This is a genomic window from Sphingosinicella soli (genome assembly GCF_014199685.1).
Taxonomy (GTDB): domain Bacteria; phylum Pseudomonadota; class Alphaproteobacteria; order Sphingomonadales; family Sphingomonadaceae; genus Sphingosinicella; species Sphingosinicella soli.
The window spans coordinates 19049-31633 of the sequence record NZ_JACHNZ010000045.1; the positions used below are offsets into that span (position 1 = coordinate 19049).

The window sequence follows — 12585 nt, forward strand, 5'->3', positions numbered from 1 at the left end:
TTTTGCTCTTGCCGCCAGTCTCACGCCCCGCTTCCCGCTGTCCAGCCGCGGCGCGACGAACCGAGTCAGGGATACGTCATATGGTCGTCACACGGTCGTAACCTCGGTCTGGTTTAGGCTGGCGCACCTGAAACCGGGGACTGAAAACCATGGAACGCGGACCTTGCGCCTACAAGATCCTGATGTTCTGGGCGTGCCGCGCCCAAAAGCCGCCGCGCCTCAGCTGGCGCCGCCGCCTGTCGGACGCGGTGACGCTTCGCCTCGTCAGAGCGTAGCGCCGCCTGCCACGCGCTCGCCGCCGAGCAGCGAGCACCCGAGCCCGGCGCGCATCAGCGTCGATATCAGCCGCGTATCGCCGAGCCGGGCCAGCTTGTCGCCGATCTCGCCGACGGTCATGTCGCGCCATTCGTCCTGCGTGCGCATCGTGTCGCCGGCGACTTCCGCGATCAGCAGCCAGTCGCGCTCCTGAAGCCTGCCGCCGAGTTCGCGCGCCACGCACGTCGATTCCTGTTTGCCGAAGCCGCGCGAAAGCAGCGCGCTTTCGATCTCCGCGCTCGACGGATTGCACGCCGCCAGCCCGAGCGCCGGAATCAGCAGAAGCGCGCGCCGCATCTTCAGGCGCCCATCAGCGCGCAGCCGAGCCCGGCGCGCGTCACCACCTCGACGATCTGCGGGTCGCCGATCGCCTGAAAGCGCCGCTGGATCTCGCGCAGGTTCATCTGCTCCACCTCGCGCCGGTCGACGCCCTTGGCGAACTGCGCGAGTCGCTTGAGCTGCGCGGTGGAGAGCCTGTCGACCATCTGATCCGCCATGCAGCCGGCAACCGGCCGGGAAAGGCCCGCGCTCGTCAGGCTCCGCTCGATGCGGCTTTCATAGCTCGCGCATCCGGCAAGGAGCGCAGCGACGGCAACGACGGTGAACAGGGGCTTCATGCTTGGGTCTCCGCTTCGGTGGCGTTTTCATCGCTCTATGTGCCTTAACCGAAGCTGACCCCGATGCTATAGCACGGCGCCATGAGCATCTGGACCGGCATCCTCGTCGCGCTCGCCGCGACCCTTATCATGGAAGGCGTGGCTTATGTCGCGCACCGCTGGGTGATGCACGGCTTCCTCTGGTCGCTGCACCGCTCCCACCACGAGCCGCGCACGGGCCTTTTCGAAAAGAACGACTGGTTCGCCGTCATGTTCGCCTTGCCCTCAATCGCGTGCCTCTATCTCGGCGTCGAGGCGGGATGGCATCCGGCCTGGATGTGGGTCGGCATCGGCATTGCGGGCTACGGCGCGATCTATTTTGGCTTTCATGACGTCATCGTCCACCGCCGCATCGCGCACGTCTATGTGCCCAAAAGCGCCTACATGAAGCGGATCGTGCAGGCGCACCGGCTGCACCATGTGGTCAGCAGCAAGCACGGCACCGTGTCGTTCGGCTTTCTGTGGGCGCCGCCCGTGCGCGTGCTGAAGGCCGAGCTTGAGCGTGCCGGGGGCGACATCCGGATGCCGACAGGCGCGTGAAGCCGCCGCCCCGGCCTGCCGCGCTGCGTTTTGCTGAACATACGCTGCCCAAGCTGTGGTCGGCGCGCGTGCTGCCGCCGCCCGACCTCGACGAAGACCGGCTGTTCCGGCAAGCGCGTCGCGCGGCGAAGCTGGACGATTTCGGCCCCGACGACGGCTGGCGGGAAAATCTCTCGGTGCTGCTCGCCGCGCTCCAGGACGCGCCGATGAACGCCATCGGCCGCACCATCGCGCACGGCGGCATTCTCAAGGTTCTGGTGGACCGCCTGCGCGCCGAGGCGCTGTTTGCCGCGCATCCCGAAATCCGCGACCGCCCGCTTGCGCCGCCGCTCGTCATCTGCGGCCACATGCGATCGGGCACGACCCGGCTGCAGCGCCTGCTCGCGTGCGACGACCGCTTCGCGCATCTGCGCCTCTATGAAACGCTCAGCCCCGTGCCGTGGCCGCGCAGCTTCACCGCGCGCCGCGATCCGCGCATCCGCTGGGCGGGGCTCGGCGTGCGTTTCCTCAACGGGGTGAATCCCGCCAATGCCGCCGCGCATCCCACCGGGCCGCTGGAGCCCGAGGAGGAAACCGGCCTGCTGGAGCACAGTTTCTGGGGCGCGCAGATCGAGGCGCAGCGCCGCGTGCCGGCCTTCGCGCGCCACTGCGAACAGGCGGACGCGCGCGCCGTCTACCGGCGCTTCGCCGATCTGCTGCGCCTCGCGGGGTGGTTTCGCGGCGACGATCCGAACTTGCCGTGGCTTCTGAAGTCTCCGCAATATCTTCAGGATTTACCTTCACTTTCTACCGCACTTCCAGGCGCCCGGTTCATTTTCATGACGCGCGAAACGAATGCGCTTGTCGCTTCGGGCGCATCGCTCGTGTGGAACCAGATGGTCGTGCAGTCGGACACGGTTGATCCGGCCTGGATCGGCCGCGAATGGCTGCACAAGACCGCGCTTCGGGATGCCCGCGCCGCCGCGTTCCGCGCCGCGCTTCCCGACGCGCGCGCCTTCACGCTGACGTTCGAGGACATGAACCGGGATCGGCGCGGAACGATCCGCCGCCTGTACGACTGGCTCGGCCTGCCGCTCGGAGAGGCGCTGACGGCGCGGATGGAGGCCTATGCGGCGCGCGAGCACCGCCATGTCGGCCACCGCTACGCGCTCGCCGATTTCGGCCTTACGCCGCAGGCGGTGACGGAAGCGATGGCGGCATCCAGTCCGGCGTATCGCCCTTCTTCCACAACGGCGGGCGCGGCGGCAGCGGCGCGGTGACGTGCGGCGCAAAGGCCGTGCGCATCACGAACGCCAGTTTCCTGCCGACGGACGTGCTCTGCCGGTGGTCCCATGCCCCGGCCCCTGCGGCGCGCACGCTCGAACCGATCGCGGCATAGATATCCGCCGCGCAAAGCACCGCCCACGATGCCCGGCGCGGCAACCGGCGTGCGCCTTCGCGGGCGGACGCGTAATAGATATCCGCCAGATCGAGCAGGCGCGCGACGATGCCGACCAGCGCGCCGCGATGCTCCGGGCGCATGTGGTCGCCCGGCGGAAGCCCCGCATCGGCAAGCCAGTCTTCCGGCAGATAGCAGCGCCCGAGCGCGGCATCATCGAACACATCGCGCGCGATGTTGGTGAGCTGAAAGGCGATGCCGAGATCCGCAGCGCGCAGCAGCATCTCGCGGTCTTCCGGCCTCACACCCATCACGATCGCCATCATTTCGCCGACCACACCGGCAACATGGTGACAGTAATCGAGCGTATCCTCGATGCTTCGAAAGCGGCGCTCGTGCACGTCCATCGCATAGCCCGCGATGTGCGTCAGCGGGTAAGTCGCCGGCATCCGGGTTTCGTACGCAACTGCAGAAAACGCTCCGAACGCATTGATATCGCCTATCTTGTTCTGAAGGGCCGCCTGCGATCGCTGCGCCAGCTCGGCAAGCCTCGCCTCGACCGTCGCGCCGCGCTCCACGCGGCCATGGCCGCCCTCCTGCCCGTCGATCACGTCGTCGCAGTGGCGGCACCAGGCGTAAAGCAGCCACGCGCGGCGCCGCGTGGCGGGATCGAACAGCCGGGAGGCGAGCGCGAAGCTGCGCGATCCGCGCGCGATGCTACGCTTCGCCCAGCGGGCAAGCTCATCCATCGGACAGATCGGCCAGCATCAGCCGCGCCGTGGCCTTGGCCGACCCGACGACGCCCGGTATCCCGGCACCCGGATGCGTACCCGCGCCAACGAAATACAGGTTCGGGATCACGTCGTCGCGGTTGTGCACGCGGAACCACGCGCTCTGCCACAGCACGGGCTCGAGGCTGAACGCAGACCCCAGATGCGCCTTCAGTTCGGTTCTGAAGTCCTGCGGCGTAAACCAGCTTTTCACTTCGATATTTTCCAGAAGGCCGGGCAGCACATGCGCATCGAGCGAGCGCAGAATCCGGTCCGCGTACTCGGGCGCCAGGCTTTCCCAATCGCCGTCGTATTTGCCCAGATGCGGCACCGGAGACAGCACGTAGAAACTGCTGCACCCCGGCGGCGACAGGCCCGGATCGGACGCGGTCGGGTGGTGCAGATAGAGCGAGAAATCGTCCGCAAGCCCCCCGCCGCCGTAGATATCATCCAGCAGCGCGCGATAGCGCGGGCCGAACAGGATGTTGTGGTGGGGCACGTCCGCCCATGTACCCTTCGCGCCGAAATAGATCACGAACAGCGACGGCGAAAACCGCTTGCGTTTCAGCGATTTCGCAGCCGATTTTCCGCGCGCCGTTGCCCCCAGAAGCTCCGCATAGGTGTGCACGATGTCGCCGTTGGAGGCGACGGCGTCGAAGTCGTACCGCGCCCCGCCCGCAACGATCCCGGTCACGCGGTCGCCTGCGGTTTCGATCGCCGTCACCGGCGTCGCGAGCTTCACGGTCCCGCCCAGATCCTCGAACAGACGCACGAGGCCGCGCACCAGCGCATGCGTGCCGCCGCGCGGAAACCACACGCCCCACTTCTTCTCCAGCGCATGAATAAGCGCATATATCGAACTGGTATTGAAGGGATTTCCGCCTACCAGAAGCGTGTGAAAGCTGAACGCCTCGCGCAGCTTGGGATGGCGGATATAGCGCGCCACCACCGAATGGACCGAACGCCACGCGCCGTAACGCATCAGCTTGGGCGCGGCCGCAAGCATCGACCGGAAATCGAGAAACGCCTCGTGGCCGAGCTTCTCGTAGCCTTCGCGGAACACCCCTTCAGAATAGGCGAAGAACCGCCGATAACCCTCTACATCTTCAGGGGAAAGCGCCGCGATTTCGGCAGAGAGCCGCGCATCGTCTCCCGTGTAGTTGAAGGTCGTGCCGTCCGGCCAGTGCAGGCGGTAGAAAGGCTCCACCGGCATCAGGTCGACATAATCGGCAAGGCTGCGCCCCGAAAGCGCGAACAGCTCTTCAAGGCAGGTGGGATCGGTAACGACCGTGGGGCCGGCATCGAACGTGTAGCCCCCCTCCTCGTAAACATAGGCGCGTCCGCCGGGCTTTTCGCGCGCCTCGAACAACGTAACGTGGTGCCCTGCGGATTGCAGGCGCACCGCAAGGGCGAGCCCGCCGAAGCCGCTGCCGATCACTGCGATTTTTTTCATGCCCGCGCCTAATCCAACCCCAGCATGACCGCAAGAGCCCGTCCCGGCGGTACGGGCGGACGCCCGGCAAGCACGCGCAGCTTGTCCGTGCGCGTGGAGCGGCCCGCGTAAAACCGTGCGACGAGCGCTTCGGGAAGCCTGTAGAAATGCTGAAGCACCCGGTAGCGCGCCGGTGGTTCGGCGGCGCGAAACAGCATCCGCGCGAGCATCCGGTAATAGCGGCGGCCCTGCCACGTGCGCGTCGCGTGCGCGCGCAGCGCGTTGTAGACGAGATCGGGATCGAAGCGCGGCAGATCGGCAAGAAGATCGGCGGTGCGGACGGCATCGAGAAAACTGTAGCCCGTGAGCGGATGGAAAAGCCCCGCGCGCATTCCCAGGCGCGCGACCCCCGGCGTTCCGGCATCCCAGAGCGCATCGATATTGCCCCCCAGCGCCAACGGCAGCACGCCGCGCTCGGTCCTGACGACGCCGTAAGGGCCGAGCCCCGCACCCATCGCCCATTCCGCGATACGCGCTTTCACCGCCTCGATATCCAGATCGGGGCCGTCGCTGTAATATGTATCCTCGATCAGCAGCCTGCGCGCGTCCCACGGCAGCACATAGATGAAGCGGTAGCCTTCGGCCTGATCGACGCAGGCGTCCATGATGATCGGCGCGTCGATGCCGTGGGGTCGAAGCGTTTCGATCTCCAGGCCGACGAACTTCTGCCATGCCAGTTCCATCGCAGTGGTCGGCGCGTGTCCGCGCCCGTTGATGACAACGCGCGCTTCGATACGCTCGCCGCTTTCCAGCGTCACGCCCGTCGCGTCGAGGCTGCGCACCCTGCTGCCCAGCAACAGCCGCTCTGCCGGTATCGCGGCGCGCACCGCGGCGTCGAGGTTTTCGGAGCGCGCGCTTGCATAGCCCTGCTCCAGCGTGCGCGCGAACGCCGGGAAACGCACGTCATAGCGCGGCCAGCGCGCGGCATAGAGCGGCGCTGTCCATTCGCGCTGCGCGGGCGTCATGTCCGTATCGAAGGAAGACCAGATGTGATCGCCGCCGATGCGATCCGACGCCTCGACGATCGCAACGCGAAGCTCCGGGCGCCGGGCGGCAAGCCTCAGCCCCGCCAGCCCCGATGCCAGGCCCCCGCCCACCAGGATCAGGTCGAAATCCATCCGGGGCTAGATGTATCAACTCGGCGTACAAAAGCCACCGGATTTGCATGACCCGCGCCCTGCCGCCTGATAGAAGGCGCGCGTGACCGAAACCCTGTTCACCGTCGCTGCGATGATCGCCATCGTCGCCGTCCGCTATCTGGCGGTTTCGGGCGCGTTTGCGTGGGTTTCGGCGCGCGTGCGGCCGGGCATCTATGCGGGCGATCGCATGGCGCGGCAGATCCGCGACGAGATTCGCTGGTCGCTGATCGCCGCCGTCATCTATGCGGTCCCGGCGGGTCTCGCGCTCCATGCGTGGCACGCGCACGGCTGGACGCGCATCTACACCGATCCCGGCGCGCACGGCTGGTGGTGGCTGCCGGGCAGCGTGCTCGCCTACCTTCTTGCGCACGATACGTATTTCTACTGGACGCACCGCTGGATGCACGCGCCCCGCCTGTTCGCGCGCATTCACAAGGTCCACCACGACAGCCGCCCGCCGACGGCATGGGCGGCGATGAGCTTTCACCCGTGGGAATCGCTGATCGGCGCGGCCCTGGTTCCGGCGCTGACCTTCATCATCCCGATCCACGTCGGCGCGCTGGGGCTTGTCCTCGCCGTGATGACCTTTTTCGGCGTCACCAATCACATGGGCTGGGAGCTGTTCCCGCGCGCCCTGGTTAACGGACCGTTCGGGAAACTGGTGATAACCGCCTCGCACCACCACCGGCATCATCAGGACTACCGGTGCAACTATGGGCTTTATTTCCGGCACTGGGACAGGCTGTGCGGGACGGACAGGGGCCTTGGAGATTTTGATGCTGAAACGAGTGGTCATCGCGGCGGCATTCCTGCCGCTGCTCGGCGCGGCGCCTCCGGACCAGGCATCGCTGCACCTGACGTTTGAAGGGCTGCGCTCGCAGAAGGGCAGCATCCGCGTCTGCCTGTGGCACACGTCCACGGGTTTCCCGGATTGCGCGCACGCCGAAGGCGCGACGAAACAGACGCTCTCCGCCGCGGATCCCGTGCTCGACATCACCGGGCTGCCGCCGGGGGACTATGCGATCTCGGCGATCCACGACGAAAACGACAACAAGAAGCTCGACAAGAGCTTCATCGGCATGCCGACGGAGGGCGTCGCCTTCTCGAACAACGCGAAAATCTCGTTCGGCCCGCCCAAATTCGAAAAAGCCCGCTTCCACGTGGAAGGCGAGACGGCGCAGACGCTGCGCATGCGTTATTTCCTTTGAAACGGATACACCTTAACGGGTGCCCATGAATTTCGAACGCAGCGACGAGAATATCGGCAACCGCGTCTTCAAGGGCGCGCTTTTCCTGGCCGGCGCGCGCTTCGTTCTGCGACTGTTTTCGATGGTCAACCTCATCGTGCTCGGGCGTCTGCTCGCGCCTGAGGACTACGGCGTCGCGAGCCTTGCCATCGTCGTGATCGGCTTCGTTCAGGTGCTCTCGGACATGCGCGTGAACAGCGCGCTCATCGCGCTGCGCGATATCGAAGGCAAGCACATCGATACCGGCTTCACGATGAATTTCCTGCGCGGCCTCCTGATCGCGGCGGTACTGTTCGTCTTCGCCGGGCCGATCGCGAACTACATGAACGAGCCCAAGCTGGAAGACGTGCTGCGCGTGATCTGCGTGGTGCTGATCTTCGACGGCGCCCGCAATCCCGCGTTCATGATGTACCAGCGCAACATCGACTTCTCGAAGGAGTTCAACCGCCGCGTCGCCTCCACGATTCTGGGTTCGCTGGCGGCGATCGTCGTCGCGATCATGACGGAGAGCTACTGGGCCATCGTCGCGGGTACGCTTGCGGGCCGTTTCACCGAAATGGCGCTCAGCTACTGGCGCATTCCCTATCGGCCGCGCGTCAGCTTCCGCGAATGGCGCACCTTCCTCGGCTTCGGCGGCTGGCTGACGCTTTCGGGCATCATCTCGCACTTCACGCTGATCGCGCCGCAGTTCCTGATCGGCAAGTACATGGGCGCCGCGCAGCTCGGCTACTTCACCATCGGCCGCGACGTTTCGCAGGTGGCGACGCGCGAGCTTGCAACGCCGCTCAGCCAGGCGATCTTTCCCGGCCTCTCCGCCATCGCGCACAACGACAAACGCCTGCGCGGCGCTTACCGCAAGGCGCAGTCGGTCATCCTGGGCATCGCGCTGCCGATCGGTGTGGGCACCGCGCTGATGGCGAACGAGATGATCGCGATTCTCGTCGGCACCAAATGGCTGCCTTCGGCGGAGGTCGTGGTCCTCCTCGCTCCCACGCTCGCCTTCACGATGATCACCTCCGCTACGGACGGCCTGGCGATGGCGAAGCAGGCGACGCGCGCCATGTTCACCCGCGCGGTGTTCGTCGCGGTCATCGCGCTGCCCGTGTTCGCGCTCGCCGTATGGCAGGGCACGTTCATCACCGTGGTCTACGCGCTCGTGTTCCGCCTGCTGCTGCAGACCGCCGTGAACATGTATTTCGCCAAGACGCTGATCGGCGATTCGTTCTTCTCGCCGTTCACCTCCAGCTGGCGCAGTCTTCTGGCCGCCGCCGCGATGGCCGGGGCCGTGCTGGCCCTGCCCGCGCCGTTCGTGCCGGGCCAGCCCGAATATGTCGTGCTGTTCGAAATGATGCCGCGCGTCTTCGTGGGCGCTGTTGTCTACATCCTCACGCACTTCGTGCTCTGGCGGCTTGCAGGCCGCCCCGACGGTTTCGAGATGAAGATGCGGGAGGTGAGCGGCACCGCGCTGGCGAAGCTGCGCCGCGTTCGCCCCGCAGCGAATTGACAGCCGCGCGCGAAACCCGCAGAGTCCGTCGCAGCATTCGTTCCAAGGGGTACCCGGTGGTCGCCGGGCTGAGATCGCCGCGCGAGCGGGGGAACCCTTCGAACCTGACCCGGGTCGTGCCGGCGTAGGGATCGGAACTGCAGTTGCCCGCCTTGGGCTTGCTGCCACTGCCATATCCCGTCGCCGCCGCGCCCCCATGACGGAGCACGACACATGGCCGACATCCCCGCCCGCACCGAAATCGGCGTCACCACCGGACCCATCAGGGGCAGCCGCAAGGTCTACGTCGGCCCGCACAAGGTCGCGATGCGCGAGATCCACCTCGAGCCCACCTCCGGCGAGCCGCCCGTGCGCGTCTACGACACCTCCGGCCCCTACACCGATCCCGCCGCCCGCATCGACATCAACGCCGGGCTCCCCGCGCTCCGCCGCGACTGGATCGTGGGCCGCGGCGACGTGGAAAGCTACGACGCCCGCGAAACCCGCCCCGAGGATAACGGCCAGCTCGGCCCGGACCGCTCCGGCGGCGTGCAGCCCTTCCCCAACGTCGTGAAGCGGCCTTTGCGTGCCAAGTCCGGCATGAACGTCAGCCAGATGCACTATGCCCGCCGCGGCATCATCACGCCCGAGATGGAGTATGTGGCGGAGCGCGAGAACCTCGGCCGCGCGCGCCTGAAGGAATACGTCCGCGACGGCCAGGATTTCGGCGCCGCCATCCCCGACTACGTCACGCCCGAGTTCGTCCGCGACGAGATCGCGCGCGGCCGCGCCATCATCCCCAACAACATCAACCACCCGGAATCGGAGCCGATGGCCATCGGCCGCAACTTCCTGGTGAAGATCAACGCCAACATCGGCAACTCCGCCGTCGCCAGCAACGTGGCGAACGAGGTCGACAAGATGGTCTGGTCGATCCGCTGGGGCGCGGACACGGTGATGGACCTGTCGACGGGCCGCAACATCCACGACACGCGCGAATGGATCATCCGCAACAGCCCCGTCCCCATCGGCACGGTGCCGATCTATCAGGCGCTTGAGAAGGTCGGCGGCGTCGCCGAAGACCTGACGTGGGAGATCTTCCGCGACACGCTGATCGAGCAGGCCGAGCAGGGCGTCGATTATTTCACCATCCACGCGGGCGTGCGCCTGCCCTACATCCCGATGACCGCGAAGCGCGTGACGGGCATCGTTTCGCGCGGCGGCTCGATCATGGCGAAATGGTGCCTCAGCCACCACAAGGAGAGCTTCCTCTACGACCATTTCGAGGACATCTGCGAGATCATGAAGGCGTACGACATCGCCTTCTCGCTGGGCGACGGTCTGCGCCCCGGCAGCATCGCAGACGCGAACGACGAGGCGCAGTTCAGCGAACTCGCCACACTCGGCGAGCTGACGCAGGTGGCGTGGAAGCACGACGTGCAGGTGATGATCGAAGGCCCCGGCCACGTGCCGATGCACAAGATCAAGGCCAATATGGACAAGCAGCTCGAAGCCTGCGGCGAGGCCCCGTTCTACACGCTCGGGCCGCTCACCACCGACATCGCGCCCGGATACGACCACATCACCAGCGCCATCGGCGCGGCGATGATCGGCTGGTTCGGCACGGCGATGCTCTGCTACGTGACCCCCAAGGAGCACCTCGGCCTCCCCGACCGCGACGACGTGAAGGTCGGCGTCGTCACCTACAAGCTCGCCGCCCACGCGGCGGACCTCGCCAAGGGCCACCCCGCCGCAAAGGTCCGCGACGACGCGCTCAGCAAAGCCCGCTTCGAATTCCGCTGGCGCGACCAGTTCAACCTGAGCCTCGACCCGGACACCGCCGAGGAATACCACGACCAGACGCTCCCGGCGGAAGGCGCCAAAACCGCCCACTTCTGCTCCATGTGCGGCCCGAAGTTCTGCTCGATGAAAATCACCCAGGAAGTGCGGGACTTTGCCGCCAAGCAGAACCAGAGCGCGGATACGTTCATCGCGGCCGAGGATGCCGCGAAGGGGATGGCGGAGATGAGCGAGAAGTTCCGTGAGATGGGGAGCGAGATTTACCTAGGCGCCGGTGGACGTGAGCATGACTGAGCGTCGCGTAGCCTATTGTTCAAAGAGAGCCATGAGGATACCACCGCGTAATCCAAAGTGACGGGGGTGACAGCAATGAATGTGGACGACCTAAATTACGCCGGCGTGCAAGGATTGATCGCGCCATATTCAGGCAAAGGACGTTCTGAGTCTGCGTCGTTCCTCAACTGGTTTCTAGAGAATATTTATAGACTCGGAGATGTGGATGCTGATGATGCCATTTGTGATGAAAAGAATGATAAAGGGATAGATGGCATCTATGTCGACAACACATCTCAGGAAATTCATTTTTTTCAAGCAAAGATTACTCAAAATGATAACAGAACGCTCGGGGATGCCGATCTCAAAGCATTCTCTGGCGCGTTAGCTCAGTTTGAAAAAGGTGAATCCATTGATCTAATTTTGAATGGAAACGCGAATGAAGATCTGAAGAGAATTATTAATCGCGAAAGAATCAGGACCCTTGTTGACGAAGGATACAAAATTAAGGGTGTGTTTGTTGCCAACCTTAATCAAGATCAGAACTGCAAAGAATATTTAAATCATATTGGAAATATTGAGCTATTCGACAAAAATAAGATCGTGTTAGAGCATATTGATTTTAATTCTGACGAAGGTGTCAAAGGCCAGTTTTCTTTCGACGTGTCGTACGCTGGCTGCCTCGAAGTTCAGGGTCAAGGGGATGTAATCACCTTCGTATTTCCAGCGAAATCCACGGAATTAGTTCAGCTCAGCGGCATAGTTGATGATAGCCTCTTTAAGCAGAACGTCCGCCTAACTCTTGGAAACACCGCAGTAAACAAATCGATCGCAAAATCGATAGCCGACCATAACGAACATCGAAACTTTCCACTATATCACAATGGTATAACTATCCTTTGTGACTCGGCAAAACTGGAAACCGATGGGGGGAATTTAACTATAACCGACTATGTCGTCGTGAACGGCGCCCAAAGCATCTCAACATTTTACAAAAACGCCGCATCCTTATCGGACGATCTTCGTGTATTTGTCAAAGTGATTGCGTTACGCGATGAAGAATTGGCAAGAAAAATTACAATCAATAGCAACAATCAGAATTCCATTAAAGCGCGCGATCTTCGGTCGAACCATGGCCTGATGTTGAGACTAAAGGCGGAGTTTGAGAAAGAATTTCCGGATATTCAATTTGAGATAAAAAGGGGTGAAGCAACAGAACCCGGAAAGACGTCTCTTTCAAATGAGCTAGCTGGCAGACTCCTAATGGCGTTTGATTTGGGAGAACCATATTCCTGCCACCAGATTTATAAAGTTTTCGACGATAAGTATGCGGATATTTTTGGTCGTCCGGAAGTAACTGCAGCCAGAATCGTATTTCTGCGCGATCTTCATCATCTATTGTTTGATCCCAGGCTTTGATGGTGCATTATTCAGCCAGCAATGGAAGGATGCGCTATGGGACAGATACTCCATGGGAGCGCCACAACGACTG

13 protein-coding genes and 1 riboswitch are annotated in these 12585 nt (G+C 63.7%); of the genes, 8 read left to right on the top strand and 5 right to left on the bottom strand.

Going from position 1 to position 12585, the window contains the following annotated elements:
- Window positions 1–149: 149 nt before the first annotated feature.
- A complete protein-coding gene (locus GGQ98_RS18710; RefSeq protein ID WP_279380269.1) occupies window positions 150–275 on the top strand; it encodes a hypothetical protein in 126 nt (41 codons plus the stop codon).
- Here the strand turns inward: GGQ98_RS18710 and GGQ98_RS15545 are convergent.
- Together GGQ98_RS15545 and GGQ98_RS15550 are read right to left on the bottom strand one after the other, a co-directional pair.
- Complete coding sequence (locus tag GGQ98_RS15545) at window positions 265–612, bottom strand: hypothetical protein (protein WP_184071153.1); 348 nt, start codon at window positions 610–612, stop codon at window positions 265–267. The two genes, GGQ98_RS18710 and GGQ98_RS15545, sit on opposite strands and share 11 nt — an antisense overlap.
- Before the next feature lie 2 nt (window positions 613–614).
- On the bottom strand, window positions 615–932 hold the full coding sequence (locus GGQ98_RS15550; RefSeq protein WP_184071155.1) for a hypothetical protein: 318 nt from the start codon (window positions 930–932) through the stop codon (window positions 615–617).
- Window positions 933–1013: 81 nt separating this feature from the next.
- Here GGQ98_RS15550 and GGQ98_RS15555 point away from each other — a divergent pair, with 81 nt between their 5' ends.
- Window positions 1014–1511 (top strand): sterol desaturase family protein, encoded by a 498-nt coding sequence (locus GGQ98_RS15555; RefSeq protein WP_184071157.1) that lies wholly within the window; start codon window positions 1014–1016, stop codon window positions 1509–1511.
- Window positions 1508–2770: a sulfotransferase gene (locus GGQ98_RS15560; protein WP_184071158.1), complete on the top strand. Its 1263-nt coding sequence runs from the start codon at window positions 1508–1510 to the stop codon at window positions 2768–2770. Before GGQ98_RS15555 ends, GGQ98_RS15560 begins: the two co-directional genes overlap by 4 nt.
- On the opposite strand, the gene GGQ98_RS15565 is transcribed toward GGQ98_RS15560, so the two are convergent.
- Genes GGQ98_RS15565 through crtY form a run of 3 tightly spaced genes read right to left on the bottom strand, consistent with a single transcriptional unit; the run spans window position 2676 to window position 6269 of the window.
- Entirely contained in the window at window positions 2676–3638 is a 963-nt protein-coding gene (locus tag GGQ98_RS15565; protein ID WP_184071160.1) for a phytoene/squalene synthase family protein, read from the bottom strand. The two genes, GGQ98_RS15560 and GGQ98_RS15565, sit on opposite strands and share 95 nt — an antisense overlap.
- On the bottom strand, window positions 3631–5112 hold the full coding sequence (locus tag GGQ98_RS15570) for a phytoene desaturase (RefSeq protein ID WP_184071162.1): 1482 nt from the start codon (window positions 5110–5112) through the stop codon (window positions 3631–3633). The genes GGQ98_RS15565 and GGQ98_RS15570 overlap by 8 nt, the downstream gene beginning before the upstream one ends.
- 8 nt (window positions 5113–5120) lie before the next feature.
- A complete protein-coding gene (gene crtY / locus GGQ98_RS15575; protein WP_184071164.1) occupies window positions 5121–6269 on the bottom strand; it encodes a lycopene beta-cyclase CrtY in 1149 nt (382 codons plus the stop codon).
- Window positions 6270–6381: 112 nt separating this feature from the next.
- On the opposite strand from crtY, the gene GGQ98_RS15580 reads away from it, so the two are divergent.
- The 5 genes from GGQ98_RS15580 to GGQ98_RS15600 all read left to right on the top strand — a co-directional run bounded on the left by GGQ98_RS15580 (window position 6382) and on the right by GGQ98_RS15600 (window position 12512).
- Window positions 6382–7155 (top strand): sterol desaturase family protein, encoded by a 774-nt coding sequence (locus GGQ98_RS15580; RefSeq protein WP_184071174.1) that lies wholly within the window; start codon window positions 6382–6384, stop codon window positions 7153–7155.
- The gene (locus tag GGQ98_RS15585) at window positions 7067–7498 is read left to right on the top strand and encodes a DUF2141 domain-containing protein (protein WP_184071166.1); all 432 of its coding nucleotides are present in this window, start codon (window positions 7067–7069) and stop codon (window positions 7496–7498) included. The genes GGQ98_RS15580 and GGQ98_RS15585 overlap by 89 nt, the downstream gene beginning before the upstream one ends.
- Before the next feature lie 25 nt (window positions 7499–7523).
- Window positions 7524–9041, top strand: coding sequence for a lipopolysaccharide biosynthesis protein (locus GGQ98_RS15590; protein ID WP_184071168.1), 1518 nt, complete (start codon window positions 7524–7526; stop codon window positions 9039–9041).
- Window positions 9042–9076: 35 nt separating this feature from the next.
- A riboswitch (TPP riboswitch) is annotated at window positions 9077–9190 on the top strand.
- 64 nt (window positions 9191–9254) lie between these two features.
- Window positions 9255–11114 (top strand): phosphomethylpyrimidine synthase ThiC, encoded by a 1860-nt coding sequence (gene thiC / locus GGQ98_RS15595; protein ID WP_184071170.1) that lies wholly within the window; start codon window positions 9255–9257, stop codon window positions 11112–11114.
- Between the two features lie 75 nt (window positions 11115–11189).
- Window positions 11190–12512 (top strand): AIPR family protein, encoded by a 1323-nt coding sequence (locus GGQ98_RS15600; RefSeq protein ID WP_184071172.1) that lies wholly within the window; start codon window positions 11190–11192, stop codon window positions 12510–12512.
- Window positions 12513–12585: the final 73 nt, after the last annotated feature.